Origin of the sequence: Pseudomonas sp. AB6 (assembly GCF_034314105.1) — a bacterium.
Taxonomy (GTDB): domain Bacteria; phylum Pseudomonadota; class Gammaproteobacteria; order Pseudomonadales; family Pseudomonadaceae; genus Aquipseudomonas.
In genome coordinates, this window is the sequence record NZ_JAVIWJ010000001.1 from 3,865,070 (window position 1) to 3,885,000 (window position 19,931).

General features: G+C 52.9%; 14 protein-coding genes and 2 rRNA genes (1 of these 16 cut by a window edge). 9 read left to right on the forward strand and 7 right to left on the reverse strand.

Annotated elements, in window-relative coordinates; genetic code table 11:
* Window positions 1-69: 69 nt before the first annotated feature.
* A complete protein-coding gene (locus RGW60_RS18230; RefSeq protein WP_322205886.1) occupies window positions 70-1,032 on the reverse strand; it encodes a threonine dehydratase in 963 nt (320 codons plus the stop codon).
* 94 nt (window positions 1,033-1,126) lie between these two features.
* Between RGW60_RS18230 and RGW60_RS18235 the strand changes: the two genes are divergently transcribed.
* Entirely contained in the window at window positions 1,127-2,479 is a 1,353-nt protein-coding gene (locus RGW60_RS18235; protein WP_322205887.1) for a PLP-dependent aminotransferase family protein, read from the forward strand.
* Here RGW60_RS18235 and RGW60_RS18240 read toward each other — a convergent pair.
* On the reverse strand, window positions 2,476-3,414 hold the full coding sequence (locus RGW60_RS18240; protein WP_322205888.1) for a LysR family transcriptional regulator: 939 nt from the start codon (window positions 3,412-3,414) through the stop codon (window positions 2,476-2,478). The genes RGW60_RS18235 and RGW60_RS18240 overlap by 4 nt on opposite strands.
* A 140-nt stretch (window positions 3,415-3,554) precedes the next feature.
* The gene (locus RGW60_RS18245; protein ID WP_322205889.1) at window positions 3,555-5,048 is read right to left on the reverse strand and encodes a YdgA family protein; all 1,494 of its coding nucleotides are present in this window, start codon (window positions 5,046-5,048) and stop codon (window positions 3,555-3,557) included.
* Between the two features lie 115 nt (window positions 5,049-5,163).
* Here RGW60_RS18245 and RGW60_RS18250 point away from each other — a divergent pair, with 115 nt between their 5' ends.
* The 3 genes from RGW60_RS18250 to RGW60_RS18260 all read left to right on the forward strand — a co-directional run bounded on the left by RGW60_RS18250 (window position 5,164) and on the right by RGW60_RS18260 (window position 7,629).
* Window positions 5,164-5,850: an HAD-IA family hydrolase gene (locus RGW60_RS18250; RefSeq protein WP_322205890.1), complete on the forward strand. Its 687-nt coding sequence runs from the start codon at window positions 5,164-5,166 to the stop codon at window positions 5,848-5,850.
* Between the two features lie 219 nt (window positions 5,851-6,069).
* Complete coding sequence (locus RGW60_RS18255) at window positions 6,070-7,077, forward strand: aldo/keto reductase (protein WP_322205891.1); 1,008 nt, start codon at window positions 6,070-6,072, stop codon at window positions 7,075-7,077.
* A 213-nt stretch (window positions 7,078-7,290) separates the two neighbouring features.
* A complete protein-coding gene (locus RGW60_RS18260; protein ID WP_322205892.1) occupies window positions 7,291-7,629 on the forward strand; it encodes a tryptophan synthase subunit beta in 339 nt (112 codons plus the stop codon).
* 23 nt (window positions 7,630-7,652) lie between these two features.
* Here RGW60_RS18260 and lapD read toward each other — a convergent pair whose 3' ends face one another.
* Window positions 7,653-9,599 (reverse strand): cyclic di-GMP receptor LapD, encoded by a 1,947-nt coding sequence (gene lapD / locus RGW60_RS18265; protein ID WP_322205893.1) that lies wholly within the window; start codon window positions 9,597-9,599, stop codon window positions 7,653-7,655.
* Between the two features lie 12 nt (window positions 9,600-9,611).
* Window positions 9,612-10,271 carry a cysteine protease LapG gene (gene lapG / locus RGW60_RS18270; RefSeq protein WP_322205894.1) on the reverse strand — a complete coding sequence of 220 codons (660 nt, stop codon included), beginning with the start codon at window positions 10,269-10,271 and terminating at the stop codon, window positions 9,612-9,614.
* Window positions 10,272-10,641: 370 nt separating this feature from the next.
* On the opposite strand from lapG, the gene RGW60_RS18275 reads away from it, so the two are divergent.
* From RGW60_RS18275 to RGW60_RS18295, 5 genes are all read left to right on the forward strand, one after another.
* Window positions 10,642-11,379, forward strand: a complete 738-nt coding sequence (locus RGW60_RS18275) for a GntR family transcriptional regulator (protein ID WP_322205895.1) — start codon at window positions 10,642-10,644, stop codon at window positions 11,377-11,379.
* Window positions 11,380-12,203: 824 nt separating this feature from the next.
* Window positions 12,204-12,980, forward strand: coding sequence for a DUF3050 domain-containing protein (locus tag RGW60_RS18280; protein WP_322205897.1), 777 nt, complete (start codon window positions 12,204-12,206; stop codon window positions 12,978-12,980).
* A complete protein-coding gene (locus RGW60_RS18285) occupies window positions 12,977-13,936 on the forward strand; it encodes a diiron oxygenase (protein WP_322205898.1) in 960 nt (319 codons plus the stop codon). The genes RGW60_RS18280 and RGW60_RS18285 overlap by 4 nt, the downstream gene beginning before the upstream one ends.
* Window positions 13,933-17,388, forward strand: coding sequence for a non-ribosomal peptide synthetase (locus tag RGW60_RS18290; RefSeq protein ID WP_322205899.1), 3,456 nt, complete (start codon window positions 13,933-13,935; stop codon window positions 17,386-17,388). Before RGW60_RS18285 ends, RGW60_RS18290 begins: the two co-directional genes overlap by 4 nt.
* Window positions 17,389-17,408: 20 nt before the next feature.
* Window positions 17,409-17,894, forward strand: a complete 486-nt coding sequence (locus RGW60_RS18295) for an SRPBCC family protein (RefSeq protein ID WP_322205900.1) — start codon at window positions 17,409-17,411, stop codon at window positions 17,892-17,894.
* Between the two features lie 67 nt (window positions 17,895-17,961).
* Here RGW60_RS18295 and rrf read toward each other — a convergent pair.
* Both rrf and RGW60_RS18305 read right to left on the reverse strand, forming a co-directional pair.
* Window positions 17,962-18,077: ribosomal RNA gene (gene rrf / locus RGW60_RS18300) — 5S ribosomal RNA — on the reverse strand.
* A gap of 144 nt (window positions 18,078-18,221) precedes the next feature.
* Window positions 18,222-19,931: ribosomal RNA gene (locus RGW60_RS18305) — 23S ribosomal RNA — on the reverse strand; it runs 1,181 nt beyond the window's last position.

Below are 19,931 nucleotides of genomic sequence, written 5' to 3' on the forward strand. Positions count from 1 at the left end.
GTTTATCGCAAGCAAGCCCGCCTCACTGGGACCGTATCTGCTGCGCAGCAGCTTCAATAGGCGGCGAAGTTAGTTCACTGCGCCACCCAGTACCCGCCCAAAAACTTCACGATCAATATTCGCCCCGCTCAATATCACGGCAACCTTCTGCCCATTCTGCCGACTCTGCTCTTTCACCAGCGCCGCCAACCCCGCTGCCCCGGCCCCTTCTGCGGTGTTATGCGTGTCTTCGTGAAAAATGCAGATAGCGCTGGCAATGTCATGTTCGCTGACGCGAACGATCCGTGCCGCACCGTTGCGGATTATTTCGAATGCTTCCGGTAAAGGGATGCGGCAGGCTATACCGTCGGCGAAGGTATTGGCCGTGTCGGTTGCGATAATTTTCCCTTGCTCAATGCTTAGGGCATAGGCGTCAGCATGTTCGGAGACGACGCCGACAATTTCGGTTTTCAAACCCAGCAAATCCCGCGTCTGGATCAACCCGCAAATGCCCGAACCCATGCCGATGGGGACGTAGACAGTTTTCAAATTCGGTACTGCTTCCAGCAATTCCAGTGCGTAGGTCGCAACGCCTCGGATTAAATCCGGGTGAAACGCAGGGACGCTTTCGTAACCGTGTTGTTCTGCCTGCCGTGCCGCTTCGGTGCGGGCTTCATCGAAGTCCTGGCCGTATTCAATCAACTGTGCGCCCATAGCGCGGATGGCGGCGTTTTTCTCCTGGGAGTTGCCTAGGGGTACGACGACTATGATTGGCAGACCTGCGTTTCGGGCCGCCATCGCCAAACTTTGTCCATGGTTGCCACGGGTGGCCGTCACCAACCCAGTCACGTTTGGTTTGCGCGCGAGCAAGCCCTTAACGTAGAGCAAACCACCACGCACTTTGAATGCGCCAGTCGGTGCGTGGTTTTCGTGTTTGACCCACACCTCGCAACCCAAACGTTCAGCCAAGCGTGGCCAGGCGTACTGCGGGGTCGCAGGAATAAAGGGGCGGATAGTATGTGCAGCTTGGCGCAACGCGATAAGGTCAAACATAGAGCACCGTGCTTAGGTAAGTGAGGCGGGTTGACCTGATCTTAGGCGCAGAGCATTGTATGGGTTAAATTTTATATTGCATGAGCAACAATAAATGTGGACGCCGACTCTAAAGGATTCAGGCCAACCAAAATACTTGGCGTTGGTGGAGGCAATTACCAAAGCGATAGAAAGCGGTGAGCTTACCGTGGGTGAACGGTTGCCACCGCAAAGACGTTTGGCTTGGAATCTGGGGTTAAACCCGAGCACGACGATGCAAGCCTATCGCGAGGCGGCGCGTCGGCATTTGGTCTCGGGTGAAGTAGGACGAGGCACCTATGTGCTGGCCGGGAGCAAGGAAGCGACGCTGTTTCGGCTTAAGCAACCCAGCGAGCGCTCGGACGTGATTGATTTATCGACCAACGTGCCAGTCACCAATGAGGACAGCCAGGACGAAGTGGCTGCCCTCTCCAACCTTATCAACGGCAGACGAGCTCAACAGCTACAAAATTACCTGAGTGCAGACCATTTAGCGTTCGGTCGAGCTCAAGGCGCGGCGTGGCTGAACGCTCGGGGCCTGAACGTGCCGCCGGAGAACGTCATGCTCTGCAACGGAGCTCAGCACGGGTTGTTCATGGCATTGCTGTCGCTTTGTCAGCCAGGTGAGCCGGTGTTAGTGGAGGCGTTCACTGCACCAGGTATCAAGGCGGCGGGTCGCCAATTACGTTTACCGCTGCATGGAATTGCCCTTGATCGCCACGGCATCATCCCAGACGAGCTTGATCGCATGGCGCGCGCGACCGGCGCAAAAGTCGTAGTACTCACACCCACGCTGCAGAACCCGACATCGACCATCATGTCATTACAACGCCAATTGGAAATCGCCGAGGTCGCACACCAGCACGACTTGTTGATTATTGAGGACGATGTATACGGCGCACTGACCACTACGCCGCCACTGATCCGACTGCTGGGCAAGCGCGGCCTGCTGGTCACCAGCTTGTCAAAAACAGTGGCGCCCGGTTTGCGCGTCGGCTGGATGGCGGCCGACCTATCGGTTCTCGAACTAATCGATCCCCACGCACAGGCCACTCATTGGGGCATTTCACCGCTGTGTCTGGGCATCGCCAGTCAGTGGATAAGCGACGGTACCGCACAGCGCCGATTGAAGTGGCAGACAGAAGAAACTATCCAGCGTTGGCGTTTAGCGAAGAAAATTCTTGGGGACGCGTTGTACCAGCAACTAAACCCTTCTCCCCATGTATGGATCACTAGCGACCTGCCGTCGATGACGCTAACCCAAGCCTGCCGCGCAGACCTCGTCGACGTAGTGCCAGCGGAGGTGTTCGCGGTAAAGCAAAACGACATTCACGCGATACGCATCAGCTTGTGTGCCGCGAGTGACAGGTCGCAGCTAAAAATTGCGCTGGAACGGGTCGCGAGAATTGTCGCAAGACAGCCTGCCTAATAGACCGTGTGAGTCTTCAAGTCGCCTTCATGTGCAGCTAAAAAAAGCGGGACCGACTCACGCAGATACTCGACCCAGGTTTTGATTTTCGCATCCAGAAACTGCCGTGACGGGTAGACCGCATAGAGGTTCGTCTCTTGCAACCGGTGCCTGGGCAGGATCCGAACCAGCGTTCCGTTGCGCAGGCCATCAATCGCCGAAGAGACCGGCTGAACGCCGATGCCCATGCCGCTTTGAATGGCCACTGTCATGGCATCAGCAGTGTTTACATGGAACGGAAACCTAGAAATGATCACCGTTTCCTCGCCATCCGGGCCGTTGAAAATCAGCTTTTCCTGAGGAATCGCAGCGTTAACAATGCGCAAGCAATCGTGTTCAAGCAACTCTGCAGGCGAGCTCGGCTGACCATTTTTTTCAATATAACTGGGTGAAGCGCAAAGAATAGTATAGGTAATGCCGAGTCGCTGCGAAATGAAGCCAGAGTCCGGTAGGTCGCTAGCGATCAGAATCGAGACATCAAAGCCTTCCTCCAGCAAGTCCGGGAGCTTATTGGAAAGGGTCAGATCAAAAGTTACTTCTGGATGAGTCTCACGGTAGCGCGCAATGGCAGCAATCACGTAATGGGTGCCGACGCCCGACATGGCATGCACTTTCAGATTTCCGGCCGGCTTGGCTTGAGCGACACTGGCTTCGGTTTCAGCATCTAGAATGTCTTCGAGGATGCGCTCGCAACGAGCCAAATATCGTTTTCCGGCTTCCGTCAGGGCTATTCGCCGAGTGGTTCGATTGAGGAGACGGGTATGGAGGTGAGCCTCTAATTGGGAAACGGCCTTGGAGATATTGGCCGTTGTTTTGTCCATAAGCTCTGCTGCAGCGGTGAAACTTCCTGTCTGGGCAACCAAACTGAAAGCACGCATATTTTGAAAGGTGTCCATCGGAATCCCGTAAGTCGAACGCGGGAAAATGTTACCTGACGAGACAGCTTTTGACACTAATACCTAAGGCGTATCGCCAGCCCATGGCCTTGCAAAAAACAAGGTTCACCTCCACCCCCGCAGGAGTTCTTGCGTATCGCTTACTGCCCTGCGCCACTCATTGCGGTAAATTTGCTCCCGATCAAATTAACCAACTGTATGCCCGTCATTTTCTGGCCGTTAAAGTCCGCCATGCCATCGGCATAGTGCAAATTGGAGACTACGTTTTCACCTTCGACCTTGGCTAACTGCGACATGACTGCCATAACGCCCACAGCCTCACTTGCTCCCTGCGCCTGTTGCTCGATGACCTTCAGATCGGTCCGACCGTTGAGGGCGGCTACCTGGGTGGCCAGATCCTTGATCATCGGTTTGGACAACAGCAATTTGGCATCCAGTTTGGTGAGCATTTTATTGACCAGATCAGGCACCGGCTGGTCAAGCAAACCTGGATTATTCAAGTCCATAGCAACACTTAAATGACTTTCGCCATTGGCAGTTTTAAGTGAGATTTTTTCGAGCTCAATGTGCGGCTTGGCGGCCAACAGTTTCGCCAATTCAGTATTCATCTGCGCCTGGTCAGCATCGCTCAGTTGCAACTTTAATGGTACGCCAGCCATGGCGGCGGCTTGTTGTTGCGGCTGAATTTTTTTCTGGTAAAGCGTGTAAAGCGATTGAGTCGATGCTACGTCAAAGTTGCCGAACTTCCACAACATTTGCGCTGTACCAAAGTCCTTGCCGCCATAGTTAATCATGTCGATATCGTAGGCCACTTGCGCAGAAAGATTACCGCCCTCTTCCTGCACCAAGCTGGTATTGACAAAATTCTTGAGTTCCACCGGCGGTTTATCACCGATCTGGATGCCTGACTGGGCAATTTTAAAGTCGCTGTGTCCCAGGTAGAAACCTGAAGCGCCTTTGGTCCCGCCTGTATTAAAGGATAAGTTGTGAATATTGAAACTTACCTGGCCCTGCTCCGCAGGCATATTGGCTATTAAGCTGTCGAGTAGGCCCGTGACTTTAACTTTTTCGGCGTTGGCACTGGCCTGCAACCACAGATTGATCCCGGAGAATTTAAACGTGCCGCTCTTCGAATCAATATCCAAAGGCAGAAGCTCAAGCGTGCCTTCAGTGGAGTAGTTATAGCCTATAGCGGTGTGACCTTTAAGCGGTGCGGCCCCATTGGTCAGGGCGAACCATTTTTCGGTAACCGAGTTTTTCTCGATCTCGTAATTACTGGCCGCCATGATCGGCATCAGGTTTAACGACTTCACCCGCGACCATGGCAGCGGCCCGTGTTCGACATTGTCGACGAACAACAGCTCAATATTTTCGTTACCTTTGCCCAGCTTTGCGCTTTTGATATTTACCCGGTAGTGCGCTGTGCTGTTAAACACATGGCGATCCAGGGAGACCAGTTCCAGCGTCACGCTGCCATCAAAACCGTTAAGGGAGGATTTAATCTGGCGATTGGCCTCGGCGATTGCCGTGTGCAAAACGCCTTCCAGCTGAGTACCGGTGTACCAAGCCCCGGCAGAACTCAATGCACCAACCGCGATGACAACGCCCATTGCAATCTTCACTGATTTTTTCATCTTTCTCCCGCGTGCTTGGCTATCGGTAAGCGGAGCAGATTATCATCCGCCGCTAGCCACGGTCTTCCCCCGGAAGGTAGGCTGGTGTCCGGATTTGAAAACGGGATCAGATGCAATGACTCAGCAGTTCCAGAAATTTGGCTCCATCAAGGCTGTTATTTTCGATATGGATGGTCTGCTGTTGGATACCGAGGGAATTTACACCGAAGTCACTGACATGATTGCAAACCGCTACGGTCGCTCGTTTGACTGGACACTTAAGCAGAACACCATTGGCCGTGGCGCGCGGGATTTTGCCAGCTACGTAATTGGCGCCCTGGACTTACCGCTGTCCATCGATGAGTTCCTGACCGTTCGCGAACCGCTGCTGGACGAACGTTTTCCGCACGCCGCCGCTATGGCAGGTGCCGAGGCGCTGGTCCGTCACTTGGCGGCGCACAACATCCCTATCGCGGTAGGCACCAGCTCATCGATTCATTATTTCAACGCTAAAACCACCTTGCACCGCCAATGGTTCGAGCTGTTCGAAACGGTTGTGACTGCTGACGACCCGGAAGTCGGTGCCGCTAAACCTGCGCCTGATATTTTCTTGGTCGCGGCCCGCCGCCTGGGCGTGGACCCAATGGATTGCTTGGTGTTCGAAGACTCTCCGTTTGGCGTAACGGCGGCCAAAGCTGCGGGGATGTTTGCGGTCGCGGTGCCTGACTCACATATGCCTATCGAGCAATACCGTCATGCCGATTTGTGCCTGCAGTCGCTTGAGGAGTTTCCGCTAGCAGCGTGGGGTTTGCCTGAGTTTTAAGAACATATCGTCAGCTCATAATCCCAGTATCTGCATTGCCTTCAACCCGAGGCGTCTGCCCGGCTCATTTTAAAACGATAGGAAAATGCGATATAGCAATCGATAGTCAGCATCGCTTTGCGGTATTTGACAAAGGTAGAAGGATTGAGGACGGTGGTTACGATAATCCGCCGCAACTCCGTTGCCTCCTTTAAACACCATTTGAAGAGGATCTTGAGCATGACTTATCGAATTCTCGGCCAGTCCGGCCTACGCGTGTCCACGTTGACCCTAGGCTCGATGATGTTTGGTGAGCAAACCGGCACCGAAGAGTCCCTGCGCATTATCGACAAAGCCTGGGATCAAGGTGTCAATTTCATTGATACAGCGGACGTTTATAACAATGGGCGTTCTGAGGAGATCGTCGGTGAGGCCATTGCGTCACGCCGCAGCGACTGGATCTTGGCAACCAAGGTCGGATCCCCTCACCCCGGCATCACGCCGAACAACAGCGGCTTGAGTCGCAAGCATATATTCAACTGCATCGACGCTAGTTTGAGCCGGTTGGGCACCGATTATGTGGACATCTATTACCTGCACCGCGAGGACCACACTACGCCGCTGGAGGTCACCGTTTCGGCCATCGGCGACTTGCTGCGTCAAGGCAAGATCCGCTATTGGGGCGTGTCCAATTTCCGAGGCTGGCGTATTGCTGAAATCGTTAATATCGCCCAGCGATTGGGCGTGGATAAACCGGTGATCACCCAGCCGCTCTACAACATAACCAATCGCCAGGCCGAGCTTGAACAAATTACGGCAGCCACCTTCCACGGTCTTGGTGTCGTACCGTACAGCCCCTTAGCCCGTGGAGTTCTGAGTGGCAAATATGCACCGAATGTCACGCCTGACAGCAACAGCAGAGCGGGACGTCAGGACAAGCGCATTCTTGAAACCGAGTGGCGGGTTGAGTCGCTGCGTATCGCGCAGAAAATTCAGGCGTACACCCAAGAGAAAGGCGTCGGCATCGTCGAGTTCGCTATAGCCTGGGTGCTGAATAATCCGGCGGTTACGTCTGCCATCGTTGGGCCGCGCACCGAGGAACAGTGGGACGGGTACATCAAAGCCCATAGCGTCAAAATCACCACGGAAGACGAAGCATTCATTGATTCGCTGGTGACACCAGGGCACGCATCAACACCGGGCTACAACGACGTTGCGCATTTTGTGTCGGGTCGAGTTGTGCGTTGATAGGTTAATGATTCGGCGTCTATGGGGCCGAGCTTATTCGGAAACAGCAGCGCAGTGAGTGAGGTATAGCGCGCTTTCCCTTCTCGAATAAATTGGCCCCCGCAGAAAAAGTATCATTCCTACCCCTCGTGCATCGACTCAGCATCTTTGCGCCAAACGCCTATGCTGTAAGCACCGACGCGGTCATCTGTTCAATTCGATGAGGGATTTCCAATGCTCTACGTTCAACGCGATGCTCAGGGTGTACTTGTTCGTGTAGAGGCTGCGCCGTTTGCCGAATCGACTGATATGTTGCCGCCCGACGACCATGTAATCCAAGCTTGGTACGCTAACAAAGTGGTAGATAGTCGCTTGAGTCAACTTAAGCAAAGCGACATGGAGATGATTCGGGTACTTGATGACTTAATTCAGGTTTTGACCCGCAAGGGGGTAATTCGTGTCACCGATTTACCGCCAGCTGCACAAGCCAAGGTGATGGATCGGACCCAGGCCCGCGAAGCCCTCGGCGGCTTGAGTCATTTAATAAACGATGATGAGACAGGTTTGATCTGATAGGGGGTCAATCCTCGTGGCGTTTAACTCCATGGCGCCGGCCGTCCAAATAGCTGACCTTGTACGCCTTGTATACCCATCTCGCGAATGACCCTGAATTCCCCCTCAGTTTCAACACGCTCGGCGATTAGTGGCAAATCAATACTGTGCGCGGCACGCTGAACGGCTTCGATAAACAGACGCTTGTGACTTTCTTCGTCAATGGCACGAATATAGCTGCCGTCTATTTTCAGGTAAGCAAGTCCCAACTGGGCCAAGTTGCCAATCATGCTAAAACGACCGCCGAAGTGCTGCACCGCCAGTGAGAATCCCAACTCGCGCAGGCGACGGGAAAGTTGCTCAAGCACTTCTTGCGAGGGCAATTGCTCCTCACCCACCTCAAGCGTCAATCTGTCTCCTAATCGCGAATGCTGTTTCAATGTTTCGAATACTTTATTCAGCGCCACAGGATCAGCCAACGTCGCTGCTGAGAGGTTTAAGGCCAGCGCCTGCTCATGCTGAGGCATCTGCTGCAGAACTAGCTCTAACATCAGCTGGTCCAGGCGCATCGACCAGCCGAAGCGCTCCAGCCACGGCAGGAACCGCCCAGCGGAAATCGTCTGCCCCTGGTCATCCAGCAGACGGGACAGCACTTTGTACTGCAGCACCTGTTCCGGATTGCCGCTGCTTACGACAGGCTGGAAAAACAGCTGAAAACGCCGCTGAGTCAGCGCCTGATCTAGCAACGAGTTCCAGGCATGCTGATCGTCGCCCAAACTGACGACTGCACTGTGTTCGATACAACTCCAACTGCGCTCACCCTCGATTTCGGCTTGAGATAACGCTTGATCCCCTAGTCCCAGCAGTGTTTGCGGCGAGTCGCCAGGGCTGTAGGGCGCCAGACCAATATGAGCCACGGGACTAACGTCCGATGCTCCGGTGGCCTGGAGACTTAGCAGCGAGCCTTCCAGATCTTGCGCCAATTGCAGGGCTTCGGCCCTCATCATGCCGGGGGCCAAGACGGCAAACTCACCCCCTCTAATTCGGGTAATCCGGTTCGTGGTTTCCGGGTAATGTGAGCATTGCCGAATAAGTTGCTCACTGACCGCCTGAAGCAGCTGGTCCGTGCTCTTGCCGCCCATTCGCTGGTTCAAGCCGGCCAGGTCCTGGATACGTAACAACAATAGATAACCCGAGCGGGCGTCCTCCTGATTGCTGAGTTGAGCGTTGAGCTGCATTTCGAAATAGCGACGATTGGCTAGGCCTGTAAGACTGTCCTGATAAGACTCAATACGTAGTTTTTCGCTGCGATCAGTGTTTTCTTGGAACAGCGCTTTAAGTTTCTCAACCATTTGGTTCATGGCTTGGACCACTCTACGCAGCTCGGGGGTGCGCGGCAGTTCCTGCAGGCTCAGGAATTCACGTCGAGCGATGGCGTGAGATTGCGCAACCATGTAATCGAGGGGTTTAAGCTGTCGGCGTAATAATAAAGCGCCCAACACCGCACTGACCAGACCGCAGGCCAGTAACCAACCAAGGCTACCCAGCGCACTGTCCCAAAGTTTGGCCAATGCAAACATCGGATGGCTAACAACCTCGACGCGAGCCGCTTGCTGCCAGCCACGGCTGACAATGGCATCACCGCCTGCTGCTTCAAGACCTATTAGCTTGACGAACCAAGTCGGTACGGAGGCGCTGTCGGCTACGCCGGAGCGCTCAACGATGACCTTTTCGGTGGCGAGGTCTATGACACGAATACTCGAATAATAGCCACTATCGAAGATAGAAGTGACCATTAACTGAATCATTGCTGGGTCGTCTATATTAGGCGTCAGCGATAGCGCCAGAGAAGTCGCAGCATCCTGCGCATGGGAGCGCAATTGATTTACATATTGCGCCCGCGAACTTTCAACGCTGACCATGAAACTGCCGCTAAAGGCGACGACCAGAAAAAGGCAGATTGCTAGCATTAACTGTTTAAACAGAGACATCAGGACTCTCCCCTAGAGATCAGGCTCGGCCGGAAAACCTTCGGCGTGCATCTTTCTCAACACATCTTGCCAGCGTGATAATCGTTTCGTATCACCCACCCTTTTATTACCCTTGACGCCTGGCAACCAAAGACCTTCGGCGTTGAAGGCATAGACCGGCAGTAGGTCAATTCGTTGGCTGGCTGGTTTGATTTCATTGATGAGACTGTCGAGTACTAGCGGTTCGGCATTAGGGCTTGAGTAGTATGTCAACACCATATGTGCACGGTTCAAGCGCAGGGCTTTAACATAGGTAATCAGCAATTTGTCGTTTGACACTCCTAAGCGCCGAAGGCTGAAATACTTGGCGATCGCATAGTCCTCACAATCACCGGCGCCCTTCCAAAGCGACTCAATAGGGGTAGCCCAGTAATCGACCTGGTGCCAATTATCAATGTCTTCTACGTAACGGATCTGATGGTTAAAAAATTGATTAACTACTTCGAGTTTTTCTTTTTCACTGGCTTGTTTCTCTGTCGACAATAGCCGCTGCCAAGCGTCTATTCGATAACGACCTTCACCTAAAGGACCATATAACGTTTCAGCATTACGACTGATAGCGCGAAAATTCCAATCGACTTCCAGGCCGCTCGCCCAGACTGCACCGACCAGAAGCAGCGCGAAGAAGGTCAAACACCCAAAACGTCGGGCGCCTCTCGACCAATTAGAAGGAAAACGTGCCGCCACTTGGAGTTAGTCCGTACGGTACCGGTAACTGCTGGATGGTGCGGGTTTGCCCTGCAGAAAACAATGGCATCGCTCAATCAGCGCTCACCAGATGTCTAGTGTGCGAGGGCTTAAAAACGCGCTGTAAACTATTTTTCGCACCTGATCACGCGGTTAGCCGGAGCGGAAACGATTCTGTATTTTTTCTGAATCAGAAACGCTCAAATAAAATCGAGCTGCCGACCATTTACCGGCTATTTTTAAAAAGCTCTACGAGCATCCTGGCACTTCCTAGTGAGGATCGATCCACTGACCCCATTGCTATAGGAGTATGGGTATGCAAAAACCTGACAACGAGACCTATTTGAGTTCCATCCTGGGACATGAGCAACCGCCGTCTCACCTAGCCAGAACCGTCATTGAGGAAAAGCTGCGCAACGCCATTCTGGATGGCCGCATTCCCAGCGGCATGGCTCTACGCCAGCAAGAATTGGCTACGTTATTTGGCGTTAGCCGCATGCCGGTTCGAGAAGCGTTACGTCAGTTGGAAGCGCAATCACTATTGCGCGTTGAACCACATAAAGGTGCCGTCGTCGCTCCACTGGTGGGCGACGACGCGACGCAGGCGTATGGACTGCGACGATTGCTGGAGTCCGAAGCACTGCGGCTATCGATCCCGTTGCTGGACAAGCACGATATCGCCGTTGCAAGTGGTTTTATCGAGATGCTTGAAGTCGAAATCGACTACAGCCAGATGGGCCGATTAAACCGTCTTTTCCATATGGCACTTTATGCCAAAGCGCCTAATACGAAACTGTTACGCCTGATTGATGAAGGCCTCAAAGAAGAGGAGCGGTTTCTGCGATTCAATCTTTCGGCCATGGGCCTAGGAAAACTGGCGCAAGACGACCATTGGGCGCTGTTGAATGCCGTTTCTGAAAAGGCGACCGATAAAGCTGTGAATCTGTTGGAGCGCCACCTAAATCGTGGCGTGGACGCGATTAATCGATACCTAAAGGACAATCTTCCGGTGTCTGCGAGAACTGTCGGCGAGCGCAAAGGAAACCGTATCTGACTGTTTGCGCCCGGAGACGATATTGATGCTTGCACGGAGCTGGCGATAGACAGAGCCCGCCGGGTTGGTTGCGGTTCTCGAACCGGGGAATCACGGGACGCCCCCATATTTACGGCGCCCCGCCGATAAATAAGCTTCACTGTCGTCTTTACATTTAGCATTGCACGCCTTTCTTTATCGGCGACATTGCGACTCCGATCCATTCGTTACTGTCGCAGCCTTTATTCCGGTGTAGGAAAGCGTGTGCCCGCAATCAGACAAAGATTGGACCTTGGTAATAAAAGGCATGGATAGCCAGAGGGTAATTGCCTACAGGCAGATTTCGCTGGCACCCCGCAGGATGTTCAAACACATGGAGACATCCAAGGAGCTTGTCGAACGGGCAAAGCCAGTCGCCCGAAATATCAAAATATAACTTTTCGCCACTGAGCAATGATGGGTGCAGTATTTACTCATTAATAACTGTTCTGACTTTAATACGTCGGAAGGTAGGCTCACACCCAAATAAAACCAAGCCAATTGATTTTATTAGGGGACTATCATTCGAAAAACATCGAATAAAAAATAATTTAAAAAATACTTGCCTGCCGCTTTTAAAGTGTTTTAAGTTTTATTCGTAGTTAGTAAAGCTTCGCAGCGAACCGTACCGTTTCGACGTTATGCAATACTGGCAAGGCTCTAGATAAGGGTACTGCGCGAGCCCACAGTTTATATTAGGGTAATGCCCTAATAGTTTAGTTTGCCCCTAACATGGACAGGTATCGTTACGCTGTTATGACTACCTGGTTTAGTAGTGACTTGTCTTTCCAACTAAGGACTCTTTCATGACTGGACAAAAATATATTCTCGATTGTAAAAAATCGGAACTTGGCACTCACCCTATTTTTTCGGAAATAGACTCGATCGCTGTACTAAGACGTTTCATGGAAACGCATGTATTTGCAGTGTGGGACTTCATGTCTTTGACCAAGCGGCTGCAGCAAGAGCTGACGTGTATGCAGCTGCCGTGGTTACCTCCGAAAGACCCGAAGGCTGCGCGACTGATCAATGAGATCGTGCTGGGTGAGGAGTCGGACAACACGCTGACCCAAGGTCACTGTAGCCATTTCGAATTGTACCTGGACGCTATGCGGGAGGTCGGCGCCAATACTCACCCGATTGAGCGTTTTGTTGAGCTGCAAAAGAAGGGCGTCGGCTATGAAGCTGCGCTGCGTAGTGTCAATGCAGGGCAAGCCGCATGCGGCTTCGTCAAACAGACCCTCAACACTGCGTTACGTGCCCCTGTCCACCATGTCGCCGCCGCTTTCTTACATGGCCGGGAGAGCGTCATTCCGCTGATGTTCAAGCGCATCCTCGACGACTGGAACATCACCGCCGAGCAAGCACCCACCTTGCGCTATTACCTGAAACGCCACATCGAAGTCGACGCCGAAGACCACGGCCCGGCAGCCGAAGCACTGTTAGCAAGCCTGATTGACGGCGACGAGCAACGTCAGCGCGAGGTTTACGAATCGGCCATTGCAGCCGTAGAGAGCCGGATCGTGTTTTGGGACAGGCTGCGCGTCAGCATGCGCACCGAACAAATGGAGGCCAACGCATGAACGCCGAAAACTATGTGTCATTCGCCGATACTTGGGAGGCGCGCGCAACGATTCGCACACGCCCCCGCCGAGTGGTCGAAAACGACGAAAAACTGATTTATCCGTTGAGCCGCCAGCCCTTAGTACTCAGTGAAACGTTTAGCCGCGAATGTCCTCACCTGCGTGATTTTGCGTTGGTGCAGAGCCTCTATAAATTTATTAACGATGTTGTGATTTTCGAGACGGAAATCGTCGATAAAACAGCCCGTTGTATCGCCAAAAATAGCTTTCCGATTCGATTCCCCTTTGCATGCCGTTACGACGCAATGACGGTTGTAGTGGATGAGGATTACCACGCGTTGGTCGCGATGGATTTCATGCAACAAACCATTGCCCTGACCGGTATTAAGCCGATCGATTTGCCAGGTGAAATTGAATTGAGCAGAGCCATTCCGAGTGCACTGGCTTTAGCCCCCGAACACCTGCGCGGTGCCGTAGAACTGATTTGCGTGGCCATCGCCGAGAATACGGTGACCAACGATGTGGCCGCCTTTGCCAAAGACGACTCAGTGAAGCAATCGATCAAGGGGCTGATGGCTGACCATTTGCTCGACGAAGGTAGACATTCCGGTTTTTGGTCGCGACTGGTGAGCATTTATTGGAACGCTACACCAGAATTGGATCGCGAATGCATCGCACAGATCATGCCGGTCTTTATCCGGCAATACCTGATCAACGACATCCAGAAAGGCTTCGATTACGACTTGATTGATCATCTGCCCATTGCCGACATGATCAAGCAACAACTCATAAACGAAACCCAGGCAGTGACCTTTCCGATTAATCGCCATCACCCGATGGTGGGCAACATTGTGCGCTTCTTCAAAAGCAGCTCGATGCTGGATGCGCCCTGCGTCCGGCGAGCGCTAAAGGATTATCTGCCAAGCCACTCGGTTAACCAAGGGAGCCCGCTATGAAACGTCTGGAGATTGCACTCTTAGGTCATAGCCTGGCTTTGAATGAGTTAGCTATGGAGTTGGAGCAGCATGGGCATTGTGTATACCGCCTAACGGCAGAGCAAAATCTTGATCATTGCCTTTTTAGCGAAGGGTGCCTGCTCATTGAAGACCAGAGCCTTATTTTGACTTTAGCGCAGGAAACAGCTTTCACCGCGCAGGCCCGTTTGAGTCTCCGCGTCGGTGTGGGCCCGCTCAAAAAGGAAGGTTTACCGCAGCTGGAATTGCTCTGTTGGTTCGGTACGGCCAAGGCGCAACGATTGATATCGCGAATTCCACTTACAGCTGATTGCTCGGGCAATGGCCGAATGCTACGCGACTCAGCCATTGCGACGCTGGTGGATACGGTCGCGGTAGATATCGGTCGTTTGGCCCGTGACGGGGGGTATTTTCTTCGCGCACCTTTAGCCGGAGCTTCGCACTTAGCGGAACAACACGGCTTAAAGATGCTTGAGCAGCTCGCCTTCGATCATCACTTCAACCGCACCGATCAACTGCACCTGTTGGCCCTAGCCGAAATACCCTTAGTGGAGCGACTGGATCAGAGTTTCTTACGGTTTGCCGAGCGGACCGCGCTGGACATCGCAGGCCGTAAAATCAAATACGGCACCCTGCATGCGCATAGCCTGGCAATCCAGCAACGGCTTCTGGCCTTGTTATCAAAACGCATGTTGGCGCCCGATGAAAGCCCACCCGTGGTTGGCATTTGCTTGCCGAAGTCACCGGCATTGTTTGCAGGTATTCTCGCGATTCTTGGCAGCGGTGCTGTGTACTTGCCACTAGACCCCTGTCAACCACTCCAACGTCAGCGCTATATCTTGGAAAATGCGGGCGCAATATTGTTACTGCACGACGGGCACTGTGCCCTGAGTGATCAATGGCCGGGATTAGATATAAGCCAATTGGGAGCAGACGACACCGATCCTACTCGCTCACTCATGCGCCAAAGACCCGCCTCCAACGCGCCATGCATGGCGCTCTATACCTCCGGCACCACCGGGCACCCCAAAGGCGTGCTGCTGAGTCAGCGCAATCTTAGCCATTTCACAGCCTGGTACGCCGAGCATGTGAGCCTGTCCGAAGATAGCCGCGTGCTTCAATTCTCGACGCTGAGTTTCGATTCATCGGTGATCGACATTTTTCCGACTCTACTCAGTGGCGCGGAACTGGTGGTACCCAGCGAAGATCAGCGGCGCGATCCGTTGTTGCTGATCAACCTGATTAAGCAAGGCATCAGCCATGCTTTTTTACCACCTGCGTTGCTGAGCATCCTTCCGCTGGATCAACCGCTGGGTCTTGAGCACCTCATGACTGGGGGGGACGTCTGCGAGCCTTACGTCATTGAGCGGCTCGCCGGGCAATGCCGTTTCTACAACCTGTATGGCCCCACCGAAGCAACAGTGCTGATTACGTCGAGGCTCTTCGAGCCGGGAAGCAGCAATCGAAACTTGGGCCAGCCGATAGCAAACAGCCAAATTTACATCCTCGATGAGCAACTTCAGCCAGTACCGGAAAATACGCCTGGCGAACTGTTTATTGCTGGACCTGGGGTATGTCTGGGCTACCTGAACAATCCGACATTAACCGAAGATCGTTATCCTACGCTTGGAATGCCGGACGGCCGAAATGTACGGGTATATCGCACCGGTGACATCGGGAGGTGGACTGCAGAGGGTATCGAGCTGTGCGGCAGGCGCGACAATCAAGTGAAGATTCGCGGTTTTCGAGTCGAACCTGAAGAGATTGAACATTGCCTGCGCGCCAGTCAGCTGTATCGACAGATTGCGGTGGTGATTGATGCGCAGCAACGCATTCTGGCGTTTGTCGCGCAACCTCAAGGCGAGGCAGAACCTTCTCGCCAATCGCTCAGAACACATGTTGAACAGCAATTACCGGATTACATGCGACCCACGACCTACACCGAATTGATGAACATGCCATTCGCCAGCAACGGTAAAGTTGATCGCAAAGCGTTGCTGGAGCTACCCGTGAGTTTCGTTGACGGATTGGCGCGGCGTTTGCCGCAGACATTGGTTGAAAGACAGTTGTTGGATCTCTGGGCTGATTTGCTGGAGATGCCAGCGGGCGACATTTCCACTGATGAAAGTTTCTTTACCCTTGGAGGTCACTCGATTCTGCTGTCACAGATGCTACTGGACATTCGCGAACAGTTTGGACGCAGTGTCTCGATCAATCGCTTTATTGAGGCTCCTACGTTGCTCACGTTAGCAGCGCTTATCGATAACGATGGCACCCAATCGTCTAGCTATACCGTCAGCCCGCGAGCGCTGCGAGACGCCAATCCTGACCTTGAATTGACGAGTGTGCCCGTTAGTCAGTTAGGCGATGTACACAAGGTTGTGGTCACGGGAGCTAACGGTTTTCTCGGGGTACACATTGTAGAAGCGCTATTGGCATGGGGAGCCTCCGAGATAGTGTGCTTAGTCCGTGAAAGCGGCGGACTAGACGCGCAGGCGCTAAGGGAAAATCGCTTGGACCATCTGGACTTCAGCAGAGTGACTGTCTACCCCGCTGACATTACGCAGCCGCTATTGGGCCTAAGTCCTGAAGTGTATGAGCGCATTGATTGTGACTTCGGGGTTTTGGTGCATAGCGCGGCTAATGTTAACCATGTCCAGAACTATGAAGCGCTGATCAAAGACAACGTCGAACCCATTTTTGAATGCTTGCGGTTGTGTGAGGGCCGCAGCAAGAAGATCTTTAATTTCATATCGACGCTTTCGGCGTCTAGTGCAGTCGACACAGTAGGCAATGTACTAGAACAGGCAGCTGCTAGCACTCCGCCTATCTATATCAAGAACGGCTATAACCTTTCTAAGTGGGTTGCTGAGCGCATTCTTCAAAGTGCTCGGGACCAAGGGGCTTGGGTGAATATTTACCGGCCGGGCAATATTGCGTTCAACAGTGTAACCGGCGTTTGTCAGCCTCATAAAAATCGGCTCATGCTCATGCTTAAAGGGTCAATCCAGCTTGGCCAGGTTCCAGAGTTCGCCATGAATTTCGACCTGATGCCGGTGGATTTTCTTGCTCGCTTTATCGGCTTCCAAGCCGGGCGCTATCAGCCCAATCACGCGATATTCAATCTGCATAATCCTGAGCCTCTGAGCTGGAGTCGCTATGTGGCTGCATTCCGCGCGGCAGGCCGAGATTTCCAAATGGTGGGTGTCGCCCAATGGCAACAACAGCTGCGTCGAGTGGATAGCCAAAATGCGCTGTTCGGCGTTTTGGGCTTCTATCTCGGTGGCTTTGAAGAAGACATCGGCGACATTTCCACGATCAAGTACGAGAACGCTCAAGCCGGTATACAGGAGATGGGCGAGCGTTATCCGTTGAAGACCGATGCGCTGTTGCGCAAAGGCTGCGATTACCTGAAAGAAATCGACTTTATCTAATCATTCTGATGGAGAAAAAAATGAATCAGATCAATAGTCTAGGCCTTCTGCGGCCCGATACGCTGATCAAAAATCTGGATAATGAGCGAGTAGTATCTGCTGTAAGCATCCCGAGCGATGCGCGAAGTGTGTGGGAGGTTGTCGGCAACTTCGCAGGATTTCCAGCATTTATCCCAGCTCTCGATTCTTGCGAGATGAACGGCACTGGCGTTCGCTCTGTGCGCAAAAAGCTTTTCAAGGACGGCAATGTAGTCATTGAGCAGCTCAATTCACGTGACGATGTAGCGCTTTTTATGACGTGGTCCTTGATCTACACCACATTGCCCGTCGGCAACCTTTGGGCGTCCATGTCGGTAATACCACAAGGGGATGAGCATTGCATCGCAACTTGGAGCATCGTGGGCGAACCCTCTGCTGACTGGCCTGATTCGCCTGTAGCATTTCAAGCGTTCTTGCAGGGGTTTGCCGACGATGCAATGAACAACGTACTCAAGCTATTCTCATGAGCTAAATTTATTAGGCGCACAAACAAAACCCCTGAACGCGTAAGCGATCAGGGGTTCTGGAATTTAATCTTGACGATGACCTACTCTCACATGGGGAAACCCCACACTACCATCGGCGATGCATCGTTTCACTACTGAGTTCGGGATGGGATCAGGTGGTTCCAATGCTCTATGGTCGTCAAGAAATTCAGTAGCCGACCCGCGTATCCCTTTCAGGACGCCCGGTTCAGCGAATGGGGATGTGATAGATCTGTGGGTTTGCCAATTTTCGGTTGTGTCGTCTTCACACACCTCAATCTGCTTCATCGCAAATTGCTTGGGTGTTATATGGTCAAGCCTCACGGGCAATTAGTATGGGTTAGCTCAATGCCTCACAGCACTTACACACCCCACCTATCAACGTCGTAGTCTTCGACGGCCCTTCAGGGGACTCAAGGTCCCAGTGAGATCTCATCTTGAGGCTAGTTTCCCGCTTAGATGCTTTCAGCGGTTATCTATTCCGAACATAGCTACCCGGCAATGCCACTGGCGTGACAACCGGAACACCAGAGGTTCGTCCACTCCGGTCCTCTCGTACTAGGAGCAGCCCCTCTCAAATCTCAAACGTCCACGGCAGATAGGGACCGAACTGTCTCACGACGTTCTAAACCCAGCTCGCGTACCACTTTAAATGGCGAACAGCCATACCCTTGGGACCGGCTTCAGCCCCAGGATGTGATGAGCCGACATCGAGGTGCCAAACACCGCCGTCGATATGAACTCTTGGGCGGTATCAGCCTGTTATCCCCGGAGTACCTTTTATCCGTTGAGCGATGGCCCTTCCATACAGAACCACCGGATCACTAAGACCTACTTTCGTACCTGCTCGACGTGTCTGTCTCGCAGTCAAGCGCGCTTTTGCCTTTATACTCTACGACCGATTTCCGACCGGTCTGAGCGCACCTTCGTACTCCTCCGTTACTCTTTAGGAGGAGACCGCCCCAGTCAAACTACCCACCATACACTGTCCTCGATCCGGATAACGGACCTGAGTTAGAACCTCAAAGTTGCCAGGGTGGTATTTCAAGGTTGGCTCCACGCAGACTGGCGTCCACGCTTCAAAGCCTCCCACCTATCCTACACAAGCAAATTCAAAGTCCAGTGCAAAGCTATAGTAAAGGTTCACGGGGTCTTTCCGTCTAGCCGCGGATACACTGCATCTTCACAGCGATTTCAATTTCACTGAGTCTCGGGTGGAGACAGCGCCGCCATCGTTACGCCATTCGTGCAGGTCGGAACTTACCCGACAAGGAATTTCGCTACCTTAGGACCGTTATAGTTACGGCCGCCGTTTACCGGGGCTTCGATCAAGAGCTTCGCGTTAGCTAACCCCATCAATTAACCTTCCGGCACCGGGCAGGCGTCACACCCTATACGTCCACTTTCGTGTTTGCAGAGTGCTGTGTTTTTAATAAACAGTCGCAGCGGCCTGGTATCTTCGACCGGCGTGGGCTTACGCAGTAAATGCTTCACCCTCACCGGCGCACCTTCTCCCGAAGTTACGGTGCCATTTTGCCTAGTTCCTTCACCCGAGTTCTCTCAAGCGCCTTGGTATTCTCTACCCAACCACCTGTGTCGGTTTGGGGTACGGTTCCTGGTTACCTGAAGCTTAGAAGCTTTTCTTGGAAGCATGGCATCAACCACTTCATGTGCCTAAGCACACTCGTCATCAGCTCTCGGCCTTAGAATCCCGGATTTACCTAAGATTCCAGCCTACCACCTTAAACTTGGACTACCAACGCCAAGCTGGCCTAGCCTTCTCCGTCCCTCCATCGCAATAACCAGAAGTACAGGAATATTAACCTGTTTTCCATCGACTACGCTTTTCAGCCTCGCCTTAGGGACCGACTAACCCTGCGTCGATTAACGTTGCGCAGGAAACCTTGGTCTTTCGGCGTGGGTGTTTTTCACACCCATTATCGTTACTCATGTCAGCATTCGCACTTCTGATACCTCCAGCAAGCTTCTCAACTCACCTTCACAGGCTTACAGAACGCT

Excerpts from the sequence above, each read along its gene's own strand:
- RGW60_RS18230 (WP_322205886.1), bottom strand. The coding sequence starts at position 1,032 with ATGTTTGACCTTATCGCGTTGCGCCAAGCTGCACATACTATCCGCCCC.
- RGW60_RS18235 (WP_322205887.1), top strand. The coding sequence starts at position 1,127 with ATGTGGACGCCGACTCTAAAGGATTCAGGCCAACCAAAATACTTGGCG.
- RGW60_RS18240 (WP_322205888.1), bottom strand. The coding sequence starts at position 3,414 with ATGGACACCTTTCAAAATATGCGTGCTTTCAGTTTGGTTGCCCAGACA.
- RGW60_RS18245 (WP_322205889.1), bottom strand. The coding sequence starts at position 5,048 with ATGAAAAAATCAGTGAAGATTGCAATGGGCGTTGTCATCGCGGTTGGT.
- RGW60_RS18250 (WP_322205890.1), top strand. The coding sequence starts at position 5,164 with ATGACTCAGCAGTTCCAGAAATTTGGCTCCATCAAGGCTGTTATTTTC.
- RGW60_RS18255 (WP_322205891.1), top strand. The coding sequence starts at position 6,070 with ATGACTTATCGAATTCTCGGCCAGTCCGGCCTACGCGTGTCCACGTTG.
- RGW60_RS18260 (WP_322205892.1), top strand. The coding sequence starts at position 7,291 with ATGCTCTACGTTCAACGCGATGCTCAGGGTGTACTTGTTCGTGTAGAG.
- lapD (WP_322205893.1), bottom strand. The coding sequence starts at position 9,599 with ATGTCTCTGTTTAAACAGTTAATGCTAGCAATCTGCCTTTTTCTGGTC.
- RGW60_RS18275 (WP_322205895.1), top strand. The coding sequence starts at position 10,642 with ATGCAAAAACCTGACAACGAGACCTATTTGAGTTCCATCCTGGGACAT.
- RGW60_RS18280 (WP_322205897.1), top strand. The coding sequence starts at position 12,204 with ATGACTGGACAAAAATATATTCTCGATTGTAAAAAATCGGAACTTGGC.
- RGW60_RS18285 (WP_322205898.1), top strand. The coding sequence starts at position 12,977 with ATGAACGCCGAAAACTATGTGTCATTCGCCGATACTTGGGAGGCGCGC.
- RGW60_RS18290 (WP_322205899.1), top strand. The coding sequence starts at position 13,933 with ATGAAACGTCTGGAGATTGCACTCTTAGGTCATAGCCTGGCTTTGAAT.
- RGW60_RS18295 (WP_322205900.1), top strand. The coding sequence starts at position 17,409 with ATGAATCAGATCAATAGTCTAGGCCTTCTGCGGCCCGATACGCTGATC.